We start from the raw sequence: 18,339 nt of genomic DNA, 5'->3' as shown, positions 1-18,339 counted from the left end.
AACCTCCTAAGCATCCAAGTTTTCAACGTACTTAGCGTTGCTTTCAATGAAACTACGTCTCGGTGCGACTTCGTTACCCATGAGTAATTCAAACACCTCATTGACATTTTTGGCATATTCCGGACTAACCCGATCTAGCCGCCTATTTTCAGGATTCATGGTTGTTTCCCATAATTGTTCTGGGTCCATTTCACCTAATCCCTTATACCGCTGAACCGTTGGCTTTGGACTTGGCTGCAAGCTGCCTAGGTAGTCATGCAATTCCTCATCAGTATCTAAATATCTGATTACCTTGCCTTGACGAACTTGGTATAGAGGCGGACGAGCGATATAGACATATCCTTTGTCGATCATTGGACGCATATAGTTGTAAAAGAGTGTTAACAGCAGCGTTCTAATATGGGCCCCGTCGACATCGGCATCAGTCATAATAATCAGCTTATGGTAACGGGCCTTAGAAACATCGAAATCAGCTCCAAAACCAGTTCCTAATGCCGTAAATAATGACCGAATTTCTTCATTGGCCAAAATACGATCCATCGAAGCTTTTTCAACATTCAGAATTTTACCACGAATCGGTAAAATTGCTTGTGTTAATCTTGAACGACCTTGCTTAGCAGAACCGCCGGCTGAATTACCCTCGACAATGAATAATTCTGAAATACTTGGATCATTACTTGTATTATCTGCCAATTTCCCTGGCAAATTAGCAATTTCTAAGCCTGATTTCTTTCGGGTAACTTCACGAGCACGCTTAGCAGCAGTTCTAGCACGTTCAGCTAACTGTGCTTTTTCAACAATCTTTCGGCCAACTTGCGGATTTTCCATTAAGAAAGCATTGAAAGTTTCAGAAAATGCCCGGTCAACTGCCGTTCTAGCATCGGAATTACCTAATTTGGTCTTAGTCTGACCTTCGAATTGTGGGTTTGGGTGCTTAACAGAAACGATTGCTGTCATACCCTCACGAATATCTTCACCAGACAAATTATCATCATTATCTTTCAGTAATTTAGTCTTATGAGCATAATCGTTAACTACACGCGTTAAGGCTGTCTTGAACCCTGCTTCATGCATTCCGCCTTCATAGGTATGAATGTTATTAGCAAAAGTCATCAAGGTTGTTTTATAACCCTTAGTATATTGCAAAGAAACTTCGACATTAATGTCGCTGAAAGTCCCCTCTACATAAATTGGTTTATCAAATAAAACTTCATTATCACGATTTAGGAACGAAACGTATTCTTGAATACCACCCTCATAGTGATAAACATCCGTCTCGGCGCTATCTTTTCGCTTATCCGTAAACGTCAGCTTTAAGCCTTTATTCAAAAAGGCTAATTCACGTATTCTATTTTTTAAGATTTTATCATCAAATGAAGTAGTTTCAGTGAAGATATCAGGATCTGGGAAGAAGTGAACAATTGTACCATGATCAGTCAACGGCACAGTACCAGTCATTTTCATTTCATGATCAACACGACCGTGATCAAAGTCAATAAAGTACTTTTTGCCATCACGCATTGTTGTAACATCCAGCTTGGTTGATAATGCATTAACTACTGAAGCACCAACACCGTGCAATCCACCAGATACTTTATAGCCGCCACCGCCAAACTTACCACCGGCGTGAAGAACAGTAAAGACAGTTTCAAGCGCTGGACGACCAGTCTTTTTCTCAATGTCAACTGGAATTCCCCGTCCATCATCTTGAACAGTTACGCTACCATCTTCATTGATGGTAACTTCGATCTTAGTTGCAAAGCCTGCCAAGCTCTCATCAATACCATTATCAATTATTTCCCAAACTAGGTGGTGCAAGCCTTGAGAACTTGTGGAGCCAATATACATACCCGGCCGTTTACGAACAGCTTCAAGCCCGCCTAAAACTTGAATTTGGCTGGCATTATATTTATCAGCTTCTTTTTCATATTGCTTGATTTGGTCGAGGTTGTCTTTCTTCTGATCAGCCATTCAATTTCCCCTCTTCTAAATAAATCTTCCCTGATTTAATCCGGTATACCTTAGGCTTTTTAATTATTTCCCAGGAAATACCTTCGAGATCTGTTGTTGTAATAAAAGTTTGTGTCTTACCATGAATGTAGTTGAGCAGAGCACTTTGACGGTCATGATCAAGCTCACTCATTACATCATCGAGTAAAAGTAATGGATATTCGGCAGTTAAATGATGTACTAATTGGATTTCCGCAAGTTTAACACTAAGCGCAATTGTTCGCTGTTGGCCTTGCGAGCCATATAAATGTGCATCCTTGCCATCTAATTCAAATTCAATATCATCACGATGAGGTCCACTAAGAGTTGTTTTTTTCAGTAATTCGACCTTTTGATTTTTTTGGTAATTAGCAAGTAGTTTGCGATATACCTCTTCGACACTATCAGATTCAGTTACTTTTTTGACTGATGGTCGATAATGAAGTGTCAATTTTTCATTGCTGGAACTTATGTGTTCATATGCGTTTTGAGCATAACGATCTAAGTACTTTAAAAATTTAAATCGCCGAACAATCACTTCAGCTGCAACCCCAGCCAATTGATCGGACAAAACATCTAGAAACATCATGTCCCGTGCTTGTCCTTTTGCCAGTAATTTCAGATAGTTATTTTTTTGTTGCAATACCTGTCTGTATTTACCGGCAAAATAAAGATATTCCGAATTAATCTGGCCAAATTCTTGATCCATAAAGCGCCGCCTTTGTGTCGGTGCTCCTTTAATCAAATCTAAATCTTCTGGAGAAAACAAAATTGCATTTAACTGTCCAACATACTTTGACAGTTTGGCTTGTTCGATCCGATTAACCCAGACTTTTTTACCCTTTTTGGTAATTAATACCCTTAAGGATAAATCAATTTGGCTTTTATATACATGGCCAGAAATATTTGCATAATCCTGGTCAAAAGCAATTAATTCTTTATCACTACTTGTCCGATGTGATCTCGTTAATGCCAAAAAGTAAATCGCCTCAAGCAGATTAGTCTTGCCCTGCGCATTTTGCCCGATAAAAATATTGACATTGGGATCAAAAACTACGTCTAATTGCTGTAAATTACGATAATTTTGTGCAATAAAGTGCTTGAGATACATTCAGGTTACCGAAATTCATATCTTTCTTGGGCAACTTCAATCTGATCGCCAGGTCTAATCTTTTTCCCACGGCGATTTTCCTTAATCCCATTCAAGATAACGGGATTTTCTTGCAGATACCACTTAGCTTGACCACCAGAAGAAATGATACTTTCTTCTTTTAAAAATTGACTGAGAGTGACATACTCACCCTTTACCTTAAACTCTTTGATAATATCCACCTTCATCACTTTAATTACCTATAGTTAAGTATATGCGTTTCACAGGTAAAATACAACTTTAAGCGCAATATAAAGCCCTATAAACGATTTTTTTATAAATAAACGTATCACAGTGAATGACAGTAAAAATAGAATAAGACGCCTTTTTTGTCTATTTTGAGAAAATTGCCAAAGAAAAGACCATCATTTCGATGGCCTTTTTCATTATTACCTAAAAGTTTGTTTAAAAAGTTCTAACTGGTGTGATTAATTGCACAAAGTCGATATCATCTTTATCTGGATTTACAGTGAAAGGCCGCAGTGGCTGGGTAAATTCCATTACAACCGAATCAGTTACCGAAGCACGCAAAGCATCACGCAAATAATCAGGGTTGAAGGAAATCTTCAAGTTCTTGCCTTCCAATTTCTTAAAGGCAACATCTTCTTCTACGTTACCAATTTCTGCCGATTCACCCGATAATTTAGCTGTTTGGTTTTCAGTATCTAGGGTTAAATCAACAACATTGTTGCGGCCAGCGTGAGTTAACAGACTTGCACGGTCAAGCGCGCTAGAAAGCTCAGCTAAATCAAATTCAACACTTGTTGTGCTTTCACTTGGAATCAAGCGTTCAGTATCAGGGTAGCTGCCCTCAAGCAAACGTGAATAGAACAGAATATTACCAATTTCAAAGAGTACTTGATTTTCACCCGGACAAACTTTAATTTCCGGATCAGTTTCCCCGATAATACGTGCTAATTCAAGCAGACTTTTACCAGGAATAATTAAGTCAGTTTTAGCTTGTGGTCCATTTTCTAACGTCAATGCGCGACTTGAAAGACGATGTGAGTCAGTCGCTACAGCGTGAATCCGCTCAGGGCCAAAGTCAAAGTGAACACCTGTTAAAACCAGACGGCTTTCCTGGGTTGCAACTGCAAATTGGGTTTCATTAATGATTTCGCGGAAAGTTTTTCCTGAGATGATAAAAGAGGACTCGTCAGGAATTTCCGGTAATCTTGGATAGTTATTGGCATCAAGACCATTGATTGTGAATTCACTATTTTCAGAGATAATTTGTGTTTGGAAACTTTCTTTTACTTCAAGTGAAAATTCCTTACCTGGCAAACGTCTAATAATTTCACTGAAAAACCGGGCTGGTAACACAATTGCACCAGTTGATTCAACAGTTAAATCTTCACTTACCGGAATTCTAATTTCGATTGAAATGTCAGAATCACTACCAGTTAAAAGAAGTTCATCTTCAGTTAAGTTGAGTTTAATTCCGCTTAATATCGGTATCGTAGCACGAGAAGAAATAGCATGCATTACATTGTTTAGATTATCAACGAACAGATTTCTGTTTACGGTAAATTTCATTTGTTACCTCCTAGATTGTCATTTGTTTTATTTATTAATTATATATTTAATTAAGTAGTATTAGTAGGTCCTGTGATTTCTGTTGAAAAACTTAATTTGCCCTAAAATAACGTAATTATGACGGTTAAGAAAATGTGTACAAGACTGAAAGTTTTCCACACTTAAGCACTTTTTAGCGATCAAGCATTTGCTTCAAATCAAAAACTGCTGTTTTGATATCTGAGTCCGTTTTTATTTCGCGACTAATTTTATCGCAAGCATGCATCACCGTTGTGTGGTCCTTGCCGCCAAATTCTTGACCGATTTTAGGTAAGCTGGAATCAGTTAATTCACGAGACAGGTACATTGCAATTTGGCGCGGTACGACAATCTGCCTTACCCGCTTTTTTCCTTTCAATTCATAAGTTGAAGTTTGGAAATAATTAGCAACGACTTCTTGGATTTTAGAAATTTGTAAGCCTTGATTTTTTTGTACCAGTTTTAGATCTGCTAGGGCTTCGCGAGCTAAATTGACGTTGATGTCTTCATGCTCAATTGTTGCATGCGCCTGGACTTTAACCAAGGCACCCTCAAGCTCACGAATATTGGTATCAACTTGTGAAGCAATGTAATCGAGTGTGCTGTCATCAATAATGAGATTTTCAGCCTCGGCCTTTTTCCGCAAGATTGCAATTCGCGTTTCCAGATCGGGTGGCGTAATTTCAACTTGCAGCCCCCAGGTAAACCGAGATACCAGTCTTTCGGACAAGTCAGGAATTTCGGTTGGCAGCCGGTCACTCGTCATAACAATCTGTTTTTGATCGTTATAGAGCGTTTCAAAAGTATGGAAGAATTCTTCTTGAATGCCCTCTTTTTTGGCAAAAAATTGGATATCATCGACTAACAATAAGTCGCAGGTACGATATTTTTCCCGGAATTGATCCTGCGTTTTATTTTTAATGGAATTAATGAAGTCGTTAACAAAGGTTTCACTTTGGATATAAACGACTTTCGCATTCGGTCGTTCTGCCAGCATTTGGTGACCAATCGCTTGCATCAAGTGTGTTTTACCTAGACCCACGCCACCAAAGATAAAAAGCGGATTGTAAAAACTACCAGGACTATCGGCAACAGCTAAAGCAGCACCTGCTGCAAGTTTATTTCCTTCACCTTGAACAAAGTTATCGAAAGTATATTTATCATTCAGCTTAAGATTGCGGACAAATGCATTGGTTTCTTGTCTTTGCGTCTTTTCACGTAATGGCTGTGTTTGCGGCTTTGGGGTTACGAGCCGTTCAGTACTGCTATCGCCTTCGATCTGAAAAACAGGAATCACTTCAATATTGGCATATCCGTATGCTGACTGAATGAGCTGCGTAGACAAATTCTTTTCCCAATATCCTTTAGTAACCGGATTTTGGACGGCAATTTTTAGTTCATGAGTTTCCTTATTATAGGAAACGGGTTTAGTATTTTTAAACCAAGCATTGTAGGCAACTTCATTAAAACGTTCACGCATTTCATCGTTAAAATGCTGCCAAAATTTATTGATGTCAAACAAAATAATTCCCTCCGATAACGTTAAGCAAAACTTATTGTACCATCTAAATAAAATGTTTTCCACAAGTGAATAACATTAATCCAAAATCAACAAGTTGTGGATAGATATTTTAGAAAGATACACAAATTTTGCGAGAAATAAATCTTGAAATGAGAAATTTGCAGGCAATCCTGTGGATTATTTTTATTAATTTACCAGTAAAAGAGATGAATAATGCAGCGAGATATCCACATGCTGTGAATATCTTTTTTAACAGGTTGTGTCTTGTGGATAAACTTGTGCAAACTGCTGTGTGTTATAAATTGTGGATAAAAAATGCTGGTCTTTTGTAAACAAGATACATAAGTAATTATCTGAAAAAATGTTAAAACTTGGTACCAATTTGCTCCTAAATACATTGAATAATAAAAATGCTATTGTCGGTAAAAAGGGGCTGCTTGTTTTACAAATTAAAGATCAAAATTAACTAATTCATGCTAGCGGTCGTTCATGGGTAAAACACTTTTTATTAAAAAAAGATGATAGCTATTAGCATGCATAAAATAAAACTTATACCAGTGTCTTTTAAGCTTAACTGCAAGATAAACACATGAAGAATTCAACTTCATTGAATTAGTTAGTGGCTGTTTTCATAACTTGTTTACATTTTAGTAACTTCGTAAAGTCTAAAAGTACAATGGCCTCAACAAATTTTTTTAGTAAAGAGGGAAAAGTATGACTTTTGAAGAGCGAGTTATCAGTCAATCAATCAATTTTACGGATTTAGAAGATAGGATCGTGCAGTATTTTGCGGCTAATAAAAAGGATATCGGTGACTTAAAAATCACTTACTTGGCGCGACGCTTTTACACATATCCAAATACAATTACGCGGCTTTGCCATAAATTAGGCTACACTGGGTTCGCCGATTTAAAGAGCTCGATCAAGAATGAAACCATAGATAACCAAAAGGTTGGTGATTATGGCGCAAAAGAATTACAGAAAAACCTGGAACTAATTAGTCAAATGCCATGGGAACGTGTGTTAGATAAATTGCTAAGTGCGAAAAAGATTAATTTTTATTCAATGGGGCAAACCGCATATGTTACTAGGCTAATCGTTGGCAATTTTTATGCTCTTGATTACAAGTCCTTTTTTTATGACTATCCTAGTGACTTAACTCATATTATTGGCCACGAAAGTAGTGATCTCTTTTTTCTAATTAGCTTATCTGGCAATAAAAAGCCATTATTGAAGCTAGCGCGGGAAATTAAGAGCCATGGTAATTGCTTGATAACTCTAACCAATCTATCAGTTAATCCGTTGGCAAAATTGGCAGATGAACGCCTTTTTTGTTATTCGCCCGACAAGCGAATCGATGATTATAATGTTACTGATAAAGTACCCGTATTATTAGTTATGAATGAGCTGTTCAAGCGATATGCAAAAAGGTTAAATAAGGAAATCAAAGACGTGTAATATTACACGTTTTTTTATTTATCAGCTGATTTATAGTGTACTTTTCCAAAAAAAAGCCATCCCCAAAATGTAAGCGCTTATAATAGCGCTTGTAGCTCAATTGAAGGAGGCTTTATTGATGGAGCAAGAACAAATTATTATGCAGTTAATTTCGCAGGGAGGAAGTGCTAGGTCTGAAAGTATTGCAGCAATTCGTAAGGCACGCTCGCAAGATTATCAGGCAAGCGAAGAATTGCTAAAAAAAGCGCATGATGACCTACTTGCGGCGCATAACTTACAAACTAAATTATTGCAAAAAGAAATTAATGGCAGTGCAGAAAGGCCTTCCTTATTGATGGTACATGCACAAGATCATCTGATGAATGCGATGACCGTCAATGATTTGGCCAAAGAACTTATTGCTATTTTAAAAGAAAGGAATTAGTAAAAATGACTTATAAAATAATGTTAGCTTGTGCAGGTGGTTTTTCTACAAGCATGTTGGTGACTCAGATGAAGAAAGCGGCTAAGAAAAAGAAGGTTGACGCTGACATCAATGCCGTTGCGGAATCTGCGCTTAATAATTATACGGACCTCGATATTATCTTGCTTGGGCCACAAGTGGGGCATATTAAACCAGAACTTGAGAAAGAATTTTCGATTCCGATCAGAGTCATTGACCAGATGGATTACGGCATGATGAATGGTGAAAAAGTTCTTAATGATGCTCTAGAAGTTTTGGAAGGGGAGAAAAAAGCTAATGGTGAGCGCAAATAAGGCCAAGCTAGCACAGTGGCGTGACAAAATTCAAACAGGAATGGGAAAATTTCAGCGTAATAAATATGTCTCTGCCATTGCCGGCGGGATGATGGCTATCTTACCTGTTTTGATGGTCGGCTCATTTTCGTCTATCTTTTTTAGTTTAAATATTGGCCCGTATCAAAGCTTTATTACACAAACTGGAATAAAAAATATTTTTAATATCATTACGGCAGTTACTACCGATATCTTATCAATTTATGTTGTTGTTTCATTAGCCAATAGTTTAGCTGCTGAACTTAAAGTTGATAAATTTATGGCAATTATTTCATCGCTTGTTGCCTTTTTACTGGTAACACCGATGATTGAACAAAAAGGTAAATTTATTGGCCTTGATATGAATTATATTGGCTCACAAGGGATGTTGGTCGCCATGGTAGTAGCGCTGACCGCTACGAGGCTGTTTGCGCTATTTGCTAATAATAAATATTTAGTGATTAAAATGCCTGATAGTGTGCCAGAATTTGTATCAAAAACATTCGCGTCAATGTTGCCGATTTTCTTAATTACTATTATTTATGCGATTGTTAATTTCTTATTTACATTAACGCCGTATCATAATGTAGATGATATGATCATGACGCTAATTCAAGTACCTTTGCAAGGTTTAGGATCAAGTCCATTTGCTGCTTTAGTCCTCGTGTTTTTTGCCGAATTTTGCTGGTTTTTTGGAATTCATGGAACAATGGCTACGACAGCAGTACTATATACCCTGTTTTATCCATTTGATGTTGCTAATTTAAATGCATTTAAAGCGGGAACCGCATTGCCGTATATTGTGACGATGACTTTTATTACTAACCAAAAAGGCCCGAGAGCTTTAGCATATGCAATTTTATGTATTCGTTCTAAGAGTGAACGGTTGCGCTCTTTGGGAAAAGTCGGGTTTATTCCTGCCTTCTTTGGCATAAGCGAGCCATTTAAATTCGGCATTCCAATGGTATTAAATCCGTTAGCCTTCATTCCACTAACGATGGGCGGAACAATTAGTGTAGCAGCAACGTATTTGGCTACTTATATTGGACTTATTCCACGTCCTAATGGCATCCCGGTTCAGACTGCCGGAACTCCTGAATTTTTCCGGGCATTTCTTCTGGGGGGATGGCGAATGGTCATCTGGCACGTTGTTCAACTCGTGATTTTACTTGCTATCTGGTATCCATTTATGAGAATGATTGATAAACAATGCTGTGCGCAAGAAGCAGCCAAAACTGAAGAAACCAAATAATAGTGGAGGATTTATGATTGCAAATGTTAACGTCAAATATTTGGGTAGGGATGAGTACAAATTAAAATGGAGTAATGCTAAGGAGACTAGCATCTATTTATTGCCACAGCCCGATAAAGTTGTCAGCGAGTTTTTACTGACAACATCAGAAAACTCTATTGAAATAAAAGTAACTAAGTACGCGCGACCATATTTTCTACTTAAAGACGAAGATAATGAAATAATTTGGGCAACTAGAGTAGTTCCTCTTGAGGGGACCAATAACTTTCGTGATTTAGGCGGATATCTTGGTGCAGATGGAAAAAGGATCAGGTGGGGGAAATTATTTCGCTCTGATCATTTGCACCGGCTTACTGAAAATGATAAGCGGGTTTTGGATTTAATTGGACTAAAAACGGTGGTTGATTATCGCAGTCCAGCCGAATATTTGGCTCAGCCAAATCAGAACTGGCAAGCATTGCAGCAAACTTTTCACCTAGTTCCTGACGCGCAAAGAGCAGTTCTGGCGGCCAAGGCTGGCAGTACACATGAAAAAGTTCGCCAATTAGTTCAGCGAGAAGTAGATCAAAATGTTCGTTTAGATAATTCAGGCAAGACGATGATTAATCAAAGTAAAGATTTTGTCCGGCTTGATGAGAATAAACGGATTTATCGCAAATTATTAGATGTTTTGCTAGAGCAAGAAAACGTTCCGCTAGATCAGCATTGCCGTGGCGGTAAAGATCGGACAGGCTACGGTGTAGCAATCATTTTGTATCTGCTTGGTGTTGATATGGATACGATTATAAGTGATTATATGCTGACTAAGACGCTGCGTAAGAAGCGCAACCAGCATCGAATGGCGCAATATGCGCACGAAACAGATGATCAAAATGTACTTGCTTACTTGTATTCGATGCTTGATACCCGATCGGAATATTTAGAGGCCTCTTTTGCTGAAATGATTAATCTTTCTGGCAGCATTGACGCTTATTTTAAGAATGAACTTAAGGTTACCCCTGAAGAAGTCGTTGCCTTGAGAAAAATATATTTAGAGTAATAATGATAAGTGATTCTACCATGAAGGTGAGAACCACTTTTTGTTTCACGTGAAAAATAGTAAAATAGAACTAAATATTTTCACGCAATTACTGAAAAAATAAAGGAGATTTTAGCCAATGAACGATGATTATATCAAAATGGCATTAAAAGACGATGGTAACCTTAAAGTGATTCTTAAGGGATGCGTTGAAAATGTTGCTCAGGAAAAAGTCGGTGTTGTCAGTGTAGTCTACCTTACTAAGGATCCCAAAAAGGCTGAGCAGAAGTTCACTGAATATAATGCTAATAAAGAAGAAGGGGATTACTACATGGTTTATAGTTGCCCATTAGATACCTTTTTGCCGTCATTAGGTCATTACCCATCAATTGAAATTCATCAAGAAGATTTGAATGGAAAGTAAAAAGATAGCAAGAATTTTTACTAGAGCATAATAAAAGTGGCAAAATTACCGAATTATATCCAATTATGAAACAAAAATCTGCTCTAGAGTAGAATTGCTAAAAATAAAGAATATAAAGCTGATCAAACATTCTAAAGACATGTGTTAGAATCTTTTGGGGCTAAGAACATATATTTAGGTAGTAAATTCGCATTTTTTTCGTTTTCACTTGGTTTTTTATTTTAATCATGGTATCCTAGATATTAAATTGTGCAGTTAGCATATTAAAAATGGAGGTGTAGTTTAATGACAACTAAAAGAACTTACCAACCTAAAAAGCGTCACCGTTCACGCGTTCATGGCTTTATGAAGCGTATGAGCACATCAAATGGCCGTAAGGTTTTGGCTAGACGCCGTGCAAAGGGTAGAAAAGTCTTATCTGCTTAAACCACTGAATCCCAGTGGTTTTTTTAATATCAAAGAGTGGAATGAAACGTTTTGAGAAAGTCTTATCGAGTTAAAACTGAAAATGATTTTCAGCGAGTTTTTAAATCTGGTAATTCAGTAGCAAATCGGGCGTTTGTCATCTATAAAATAGCTAAACCCGAGAATACTCATTTTCGGGTTGGAATTTCAGTTGGCAAAAAGGTCGGACATACCGCGGTTGTACGTAATCGCCTCAAACGTTATATTCGAGCAGTTCTTACTGAAAATAAGCCTGCAATTGATACACAGATTGATTTTTTGGTAATTGCTAGACCGTTTGTACGAAATTTTAGGATGGCAGAAGTCCGGAAGAATTTGCTTCATGCGCTCTTTTTGGCTAATATTATAGAAGAAATACCTGAAAAAGTTGAGGAAGATTAGAGTGAAAGACATTTTAACTAAAAAGAATGTCAAACGTGTACTTGTGCTATTAGCAGTGATGGCAGTTGCCGTTGTACTAACTGGATGTGCTGCTTCAAATGCTAAGCCAGCTCCTGTTTCACATACTAGTGGTAACTGGTGGGATCGTTGGGTAATTTATTACATGTCAACGTTCCTGTTATGGCTTGCGAAGATAATGAACAACAGTTACGGTTGGGCAATTATTGTCTTTACCGTTATTGTGCGGTTAATCTTGTATCCACTTAGTGCATTGCAGATTAAGAGTACAACTAAAATGCAAGGGATTCAGCCTGAAATTGATGCATTGCGCAAAAAATATCCAGGTAATGATACAGAATCGCGAACACTGCTTTCACAAGAAACTAATAAGCTCTATAAAGAAGCTGGCATTAATCCATACGCAGGTTGTTTGCCACTGATTATTCAGCTGCCTGTTATGTATGCTTTGTATGGTGCGATTTGGCAGACGCCACAATTACAGACTGGCCATTTTTTGTGGATGGACTTAGGTGAGCCGGATCCATACTTTATTATGCCGATTTTGTCGATGATCTTAACGTTCTTATCGACTTACATTAGTCAATTATCAACGCCGAAAGAATCACAAAACTTTTCGACTAAGATTATGACTTACGGAATGTCCGTAATGGTCGGTATAATGGGTATCTACTTCCAATCAGCAATTGTTTTGTACTGGGTAATTTCTAACCTCTTCCAAGTGGTTCAAACCTTTATCTTGCAGAATCCGATTAAATATCGGCATGAACAAGAAGCTAAGGCTGAAGCTGAACGCGAACGTAAGCGGCAACTACGGAAGACTTATAAACGATTAAAACGTAAACATTAATCTAAAGTATTTTTTAGATAAAGTAGTCAAAGTGCTTTATCCATCATGATTATTATTCATGGTGGTATAATGCGCTTTTTTTATTGAAAAGGAGAAATCATGGCACAAACTTTGACTGAATTTGATACGATAGCAGCAATTTCAACGCCGATCGGTGAAGGTGGTATTTCAATTGTCAGATTGTCTGGTGAAGATGCAGTTAAAATCGCCAACCGGGTTTTTAAAGGAAAAGACTTAACTAAAGCTCCTAGTCATACTATTCATTATGGGCACATTGTTGACCCCGAAAATAAGCAAATAATTGACGAAGTAATGGTCTCCGTTATGCTGGCGCCAAAGACTTTTACGCGCGAAGACATTGTGGAAATTAATTGTCACGGCGGAATTGTTGTCACCAATCGCATTTTACAGCTTTTGCTAAGAAACGGTGCGCGCATGGCTGAGCCAGGAGAGTTTACTAAACGGGCGTTTGTTAATGGGCGAATTGATTTAACCCAAGCTGAAAGCGTAATGGATATTGTTCGCGCTAAAACCGATCGTGCAAGGCAGGTTGCCGAAAATCAGCTTGAAGGTGGATTATTAGCAAAAATTCAGGCAATGCGCCAAGAGATTTTAGACACTCTTGCAAATGTTGAAGTTAATATTGATTATCCTGAATATGATGCTGATAAAGTGACATCTGAGCAAATGACTAGGGTTTCGCAATCAGTTATTGGTAAAATTGATGGTCTGCTTAAGACTGCTGCCGAGGGAACGGCGTTACGTAACGGTCTAGCGACTGCAATTATTGGTCAACCCAACGTTGGTAAGTCATCGCTGCTCAATTATTTAACTAAAAGCGATACTGCAATTGTAACGGATATCGCTGGTACAACGCGAGATACGCTTGAAGAATACGTTTCTGTTGAAGGGGTACCGCTAAAATTAATTGATACAGCTGGTATTCGGCACACTGAAAATAAAGTAGAAAAAATTGGCGTAGAACGATCAAAAAAGGCTTTGGATCAAGCTGATTTGGTTTTACTCTTGTTTGATTCAAGTAAGGAGCTAGATCCAGAAGATCGCGAATTAATTGCGGCAACGGCAAACAAAAAGAGAATTGTTATCTTAAATAAAACCGATTTGGGCCAAAAAGTATCAGCTGCTGAAATGAAAGAGTTAACTAACAGCGAAGTAATTCCGACTTCTATTTTGCAGAGAAAGAATTTGAATCAGTTAAAAGAAGCAATTAAAGATTTATTCTTTAACGGTATTGAAAATTCAAACGATCAAGTAATGGTAACTAATCAAAGACAAGTAGGATTACTTGAAAAGGCCAAAAAGCAGTTGCAGGATGTCATTGCTGCGTTAGAAACTGAGGTGCCAATTGACATTGCACAAATTGATTTCAATGGTGCTTGGGATACTCTAGGCGAAATTACTGGTGAAAGTAGTCCAGATGAACTTGTTAATCAACTATTTAGTCAATTCTGTTTAGGAAAATAGGTGTAAAAGAATGATTAAGAATTATGACTCAAACGATTATGACGTAATCGTCGTTGGTGCAGGTCATGCAGGTAGTGAAGCTGCCTTAGCTAGCGCCAGAATGGGCCAAAAGACGCTGCTATTAACAATTAGTTTAGATATGGTTGCGTTTATGCCTTGTAACCCTTCGGTTGGTGGTCCAGCGAAAGGGACAGTAGTACGTGAAATTGATGCCCTTGGTGGTCAAATGGGTAAAAACATTGATGCAACTTATATTCAAATGAGAATGCTCAATACGGGTAAAGGCCCCGCTGTTCAAGCTCTCCGTGCGCAAGCTGATAAGTGGCAATATCATGAGCAGATGAAGAGCGTAATCGAAGAAACACCTAATTTGACATTGCGCCAGGCAACCGTTGATGAACTAATAGTTGAAGACGGTGTATGTAAAGGACTAATTACTAATACGGGTGCCAGGTATCATGCCAAAAGTGTTGTGTTAACTACAGGAACTTCGGCTCGTGGTCGCATTTATATTGGTGAATTAAATTATTCTTCAGGTCCTAACAATACTATTCCGGCAATTAAACTTTCTGAGAATCTGGAAAAACTGGGTTTTAAATTACGTCGTTTTAAAACCGGGACGCCGCCACGCGTCAATAGTAATACGATTGACTACTCTAAAACGGAAGAGGAGCCAGGCGATCAGATACCGCGTCATTTTTCCTTTGAAAGTAAAGATGAGGACTATCTAAAAGAGCAAGTTTCTTGCTGGATGACGTACACTAATAAAAGAACACACAAAATTATTAACGAAAATCTAACCCGCTCACCAATGTTTTCAGGTGAGATTAAAGGTGTGGGTCCACGTTACTGTCCATCAATTGAGACAAAGGTAGTGCGTTTTGCTGATAAGCCGCGCCACCAAATTTTTCTTGAGCCGGAAGGTAAAAATACCAAGGAAGTTTATGTTGGCGATTTTTCAACTTCAATGCCCGAAGAAATTCAATTAAAAATGCTACACACGGTTGCAGGATTAGAAGATGCCGAATTGATGCGTCCGGGTTATGCGATTGAGTATGACGTAATTGATCCTTGGCAGTTAAAGCATACCTTGGAGACTAAAAACATTAAGAATCTGTTTACTGCCGGGCAAATGAACGGTACTTCTGGTTACGAAGAAGCTGCGGGACAAGGCTTAATTGCTGGTATTAATGCAGCTTTACGTGCTTCCAATCGACCTAGCTTTACTTTAGGTCGCGATGAGGCATATATTGGCGTTTTAATTGATGATTTAGTAACGAAGGGAACAGAAGAGCCATATAGATTGCTGACTTCACGGGCGGAATACCGGCTGATTTTACGTCATGACAATGCTGACTTACGTTTAACGGATTATGGTTATCAACTTGGTCTGATTTCGGAAGAGCGCTACTCGAAGTTTTTGGCTAAAAAAGAGCAAATCAAGCAAGCCGAAAATGCTGTAAAGACAATTACTATTCATCCCGATGAAAAAGTGCAGGCATACCTTGCAAGTATTGGTGAAGATAAGCTTAAAGCTGGTGTAAAAGCAGATGTATTCTTACGTCGGCCACGAGTTAAAGTTGATGATATTGAAAAACTGACGGGCGAAACAATTTCAACTGAGCGCTACGTTAAGGAGCAGATTGAAATTAATGTTAAGTATGCCGGCTATATTAAGAAGGAACAGCAACAAATTAATCGTTTGCACCGCCAAGAAGCCAAAAAAATACCAGCTGATATTGATTACCAAGCAATTGAAGGCTTAGCAACAGAAGCACGGGAAAAATTTGAGAAGATTAGACCTGAGACGATCGCACAAGCTGAACGGATCTCTGGGGTAAATCCAGCCGATATGGCGATTTTGAGTGTTTACGTTCAAAATGGTCGTTATGCTAAAATCAAAAAGTAACTTTTAGAAAAAATTTAAAATTCTTTTTCTGAAAATAAATAATTCAAAAAAGACACAAAATAAACGTTAATGATCAGATAATCACAAATATAATTATTGCTCTTATCTTAAAGTGATTATTTATTGATATAAGTTTGTGAAAATAATATTTTTACAAAGCGCTTACATATCTGTCCAACCAATAATTTTACTCACTTGAAATTGTGAAATTATATGTTTTAATACAGTATGTAAGTAAATGTATTTAAGGAGATGCACTTTAAAAATGGCAAAAATTAATGGCGCAAATGCTATGCTCCAAGTTTTATTGGACTGGCATATTGATCATATTTATGGTTTCCCAGGTGGTTCATTCGATTCAACTATGAATGCTATCCACGACTTCAAGGGTAAATTGAAGTATATTGAGGTTCGGCATGAAGAAGCTGCAGCTTTGGCAGCTTCAGCTGAATATAAATTTACTGGCAAAGTTGGCGTATGCTTTGGTTCAGCTGGTCCTGGTGCTGTTCACTTAATGAATGGTTTGTACGATGCTAAATACGACAAGGTTCCAATGGTAGCGATTATTGCTAATGTTCCAACTAGTCGTCAAGATATGGACTTTTTCCAAGCATTTGATGAAAAGCCTTGGTTTGATCCCGTTGCAGTTTGGAATCACCAAATCAAGCGGGCTGAACAAATCCCTGCAATGATGGATGAAGCTATTCGTCAAGCTTATGCTAAGAAGGGTCCAGCAGTTTTAATCTTACCTAAGGACTTTGGTTGGGATAAGATTGATGACAATTTCCGTGTAAATTACAATGCATTGGAAGCGATTCCTAACTATGCAGCTCCTAAGAAAGAAGAGATTGATGCAGCTGTTAAGCTTCTTGAAGAAGCTAAAAATCCAGTTGTTTACTTTGGCTTAGGTATGAAGGGACATGGCGATGTCTTAGAAAAATTCGCTGAAAAATTCAAGACCCCATTGATGTCGTCAGTTATGGCTAAAGGTGTTGTTGAAGATAAGTGTCCAGCATACATGGGTTCAATCGGTCGTGTTGCTCCAAAGCCAAGTGACGATATTCAAACTCACGCAGATGCTGTAATTTGGGTTGGTAATGACTCACCATTTTCAATTTTCTTCTTTGACCCTAAGGCCAAGGTTGTTCAAATTGATGTAGATTCTGAAAAGTTGGGTAAGCGTCACGCAGTTGATGTCCCAATTTTGGCAGATGGTGCCAAGACTTTGCAAGCAATCATTGATGCCGGTAAAGCTCGTGAAGAATCACCACTTTACAAGGCTGCCATTGCAGACCGTAAAAACTGGGAAGACTGGGAAAACAGTTTTGTTGACTCAGACGAAATGCCAATTCGTCGCGAACCAATCTTTGATATTATTAATAAATATGCTGCAGACAATGCACAATTTGCAATTGATGTTGGTAACATCAATATTGATTTCCAGCGTTTAGTAAATCTGCATGATGAACAAACATGGGCAACCTCTGGATTATACGCAACTATGGGCTTTGGCTCCCCTGCTGCTCTTGCTGCTGCAACTGTTCACCCAGAACGTGAAGTTTGGAACTTAGGTGGTGACGGTGGCTTTGCAATGATGAATCAAGAATTATTGACTGAAGCTCGTTACAACATGCACATTTTGAACGTTGTCTTTACTAATGATACTTTAGGCTACATTGAAGCTGAACAAGTTGACGAATCACACCAACCATTATCTGGCGTTATTTTGCCAAACAACGATTGGGCCAAAGTTGCTGAAGGTATGAACGTTAAGGGTGTAACTGTACGTACTAAGAAGGAATTCGAAGACGCAGTTAAGGAATTCAAGCAAATGGATGGACCAATGTTAATCGACATCAAGTTCACTCATGACATGCCTTACTCAACTGAATTGAACACACTTGATGACCCTGAATTTGTTAAGAAGTATCAAGCTGAAGATTTGAAGCCATTCAGCTACTTTGCTGATAAATATGGTTTAGTTGAAGATGCTGCTTCAGGTGCTTCAGAAGCTGAAGAAGAAGAACCTGAACCAGAAGAAGAAGAGCCTGACACAACTTCAGGTGCTTCAGCACACTAATAAATATTAT

17 protein-coding genes are annotated in these 18,339 nt (G+C 38.1%); 12 read left to right on the top strand and 5 right to left on the bottom strand.

Features of this window, described 5'->3' with window-relative positions:
- Positions 1–6: 6 nt before the first annotated feature.
- The 5 genes from gyrB to dnaA all read right to left on the bottom strand — a co-directional run bounded on the left by gyrB (position 7) and on the right by dnaA (position 6,215).
- On the bottom strand, positions 7–1,971 hold the full coding sequence (gene gyrB, locus J3U73_RS09875; protein ID WP_267384989.1) for a DNA topoisomerase (ATP-hydrolyzing) subunit B: 1,965 nt from the start codon (positions 1,969–1,971) through the stop codon (positions 7–9).
- A complete protein-coding gene (gene recF / locus J3U73_RS09870; protein ID WP_267410340.1) occupies positions 1,964–3,100 on the bottom strand; it encodes a DNA replication/repair protein RecF in 1,137 nt (378 codons plus the stop codon). The genes gyrB and recF overlap by 8 nt, the downstream gene beginning before the upstream one ends.
- 5 nt (positions 3,101–3,105) lie before the next feature.
- Positions 3,106–3,327 carry a S4 domain-containing protein YaaA gene (gene yaaA, locus J3U73_RS09865; RefSeq protein WP_103752640.1) on the bottom strand — a complete coding sequence of 74 codons (222 nt, stop codon included), beginning with the start codon at positions 3,325–3,327 and terminating at the stop codon, positions 3,106–3,108.
- A gap of 217 nt (positions 3,328–3,544) precedes the next feature.
- Positions 3,545–4,675 (bottom strand): DNA polymerase III subunit beta, encoded by a 1,131-nt coding sequence (gene dnaN, locus J3U73_RS09860; RefSeq protein ID WP_103752639.1) that lies wholly within the window; start codon positions 4,673–4,675, stop codon positions 3,545–3,547.
- A 172-nt stretch (positions 4,676–4,847) separates the two neighbouring features.
- Entirely contained in the window at positions 4,848–6,215 is a 1,368-nt protein-coding gene (dnaA, locus tag J3U73_RS09855) for a chromosomal replication initiator protein DnaA (protein ID WP_220220416.1), read from the bottom strand.
- A gap of 714 nt (positions 6,216–6,929) precedes the next feature.
- Between dnaA and J3U73_RS09850 the strand changes: the two genes are divergently transcribed.
- The 12 genes from J3U73_RS09850 to spxB all read left to right on the top strand — a co-directional run bounded on the left by J3U73_RS09850 (position 6,930) and on the right by spxB (position 18,329).
- Positions 6,930–7,673, top strand: coding sequence for a MurR/RpiR family transcriptional regulator (locus J3U73_RS09850; RefSeq protein WP_220220415.1), 744 nt, complete (start codon positions 6,930–6,932; stop codon positions 7,671–7,673).
- 118 nt (positions 7,674–7,791) lie between these two features.
- Positions 7,792–8,097 (top strand): PTS lactose/cellobiose transporter subunit IIA, encoded by a 306-nt coding sequence (locus J3U73_RS09845; protein WP_267410338.1) that lies wholly within the window; start codon positions 7,792–7,794, stop codon positions 8,095–8,097.
- Positions 8,098–8,102: 5 nt separating this feature from the next.
- A complete protein-coding gene (locus tag J3U73_RS09840) occupies positions 8,103–8,429 on the top strand; it encodes a PTS sugar transporter subunit IIB (protein ID WP_220220413.1) in 327 nt (108 codons plus the stop codon).
- Positions 8,413–9,699: a PTS sugar transporter subunit IIC gene (locus tag J3U73_RS09835; RefSeq protein ID WP_267410337.1), complete on the top strand. Its 1,287-nt coding sequence runs from the start codon at positions 8,413–8,415 to the stop codon at positions 9,697–9,699. Before J3U73_RS09840 ends, J3U73_RS09835 begins: the two co-directional genes overlap by 17 nt.
- Positions 9,700–9,712: 13 nt before the next feature.
- Positions 9,713–10,738 carry a tyrosine-protein phosphatase gene (locus J3U73_RS09830; RefSeq protein ID WP_267410336.1) on the top strand — a complete coding sequence of 342 codons (1,026 nt, stop codon included), beginning with the start codon at positions 9,713–9,715 and terminating at the stop codon, positions 10,736–10,738.
- A 118-nt stretch (positions 10,739–10,856) separates the two neighbouring features.
- On the top strand, positions 10,857–11,141 hold the full coding sequence (locus J3U73_RS09825; protein ID WP_103752631.1) for a hypothetical protein: 285 nt from the start codon (positions 10,857–10,859) through the stop codon (positions 11,139–11,141).
- A gap of 285 nt (positions 11,142–11,426) precedes the next feature.
- Positions 11,427–11,567: a 50S ribosomal protein L34 gene (gene rpmH, locus J3U73_RS09820; RefSeq protein WP_003549412.1), complete on the top strand. Its 141-nt coding sequence runs from the start codon at positions 11,427–11,429 to the stop codon at positions 11,565–11,567.
- 51 nt (positions 11,568–11,618) lie between these two features.
- Entirely contained in the window at positions 11,619–11,987 is a 369-nt protein-coding gene (gene rnpA, locus J3U73_RS09815) for a ribonuclease P protein component (RefSeq protein WP_267410335.1), read from the top strand.
- A gap of 1 nt (position 11,988) precedes the next feature.
- Complete coding sequence (locus J3U73_RS09810) at positions 11,989–12,855, top strand: membrane protein insertase YidC (protein ID WP_220220409.1); 867 nt, start codon at positions 11,989–11,991, stop codon at positions 12,853–12,855.
- A 99-nt stretch (positions 12,856–12,954) separates the two neighbouring features.
- Positions 12,955–14,340, top strand: coding sequence for a tRNA uridine-5-carboxymethylaminomethyl(34) synthesis GTPase MnmE (mnmE, locus tag J3U73_RS09805; protein WP_220268787.1), 1,386 nt, complete (start codon positions 12,955–12,957; stop codon positions 14,338–14,340).
- A 10-nt stretch (positions 14,341–14,350) separates the two neighbouring features.
- Entirely contained in the window at positions 14,351–16,249 is a 1,899-nt protein-coding gene (gene mnmG, locus J3U73_RS09800; RefSeq protein ID WP_267394247.1) for a tRNA uridine-5-carboxymethylaminomethyl(34) synthesis enzyme MnmG, read from the top strand.
- Positions 16,250–16,514: 265 nt separating this feature from the next.
- Positions 16,515–18,329, top strand: coding sequence for a pyruvate oxidase (gene spxB / locus J3U73_RS09795; protein ID WP_267394249.1), 1,815 nt, complete (start codon positions 16,515–16,517; stop codon positions 18,327–18,329).
- The last annotated feature ends 10 nt before the right edge of the window (positions 18,330–18,339 follow it).

Origin of the sequence: Lactobacillus sp. B4005 (assembly GCF_026536045.1) — a bacterium.
GTDB lineage: Bacteria > Bacillota > Bacilli > Lactobacillales > Lactobacillaceae > Lactobacillus > Lactobacillus panisapium.
This window is presented reverse-complemented; position numbering and strand designations above follow the sequence as displayed.

Bases quoted from the DNA above. Each gene is read 5' to 3' on its own strand.
- gyrB (WP_267384989.1), bottom strand. From the start codon at position 1,971: ATGGCTGATCAGAAGAAAGACAACCTCGACCAAATCAAGCAATATGAA.
- recF (WP_267410340.1), bottom strand. From the start codon at position 3,100: ATGTATCTCAAGCACTTTATTGCACAAAATTATCGTAATTTACAGCAA.
- yaaA (WP_103752640.1), bottom strand. From the start codon at position 3,327: ATGAAGGTGGATATTATCAAAGAGTTTAAGGTAAAGGGTGAGTATGTC.
- dnaN (WP_103752639.1), bottom strand. From the start codon at position 4,675: ATGAAATTTACCGTAAACAGAAATCTGTTCGTTGATAATCTAAACAAT.
- J3U73_RS09850 (WP_220220415.1), top strand. From the start codon at position 6,930: ATGACTTTTGAAGAGCGAGTTATCAGTCAATCAATCAATTTTACGGAT.
- J3U73_RS09845 (WP_267410338.1), top strand. From the start codon at position 7,792: ATGGAGCAAGAACAAATTATTATGCAGTTAATTTCGCAGGGAGGAAGT.
- J3U73_RS09840 (WP_220220413.1), top strand. From the start codon at position 8,103: ATGACTTATAAAATAATGTTAGCTTGTGCAGGTGGTTTTTCTACAAGC.
- J3U73_RS09835 (WP_267410337.1), top strand. From the start codon at position 8,413: ATGGTGAGCGCAAATAAGGCCAAGCTAGCACAGTGGCGTGACAAAATT.
- J3U73_RS09830 (WP_267410336.1), top strand. From the start codon at position 9,713: ATGATTGCAAATGTTAACGTCAAATATTTGGGTAGGGATGAGTACAAA.
- J3U73_RS09825 (WP_103752631.1), top strand. From the start codon at position 10,857: ATGAACGATGATTATATCAAAATGGCATTAAAAGACGATGGTAACCTT.
- rpmH (WP_003549412.1), top strand. From the start codon at position 11,427: ATGACAACTAAAAGAACTTACCAACCTAAAAAGCGTCACCGTTCACGC.
- mnmE (WP_220268787.1), top strand. From the start codon at position 12,955: ATGGCACAAACTTTGACTGAATTTGATACGATAGCAGCAATTTCAACG.
- mnmG (WP_267394247.1), top strand. From the start codon at position 14,351: ATGATTAAGAATTATGACTCAAACGATTATGACGTAATCGTCGTTGGT.
- spxB (WP_267394249.1), top strand. From the start codon at position 16,515: ATGGCAAAAATTAATGGCGCAAATGCTATGCTCCAAGTTTTATTGGAC.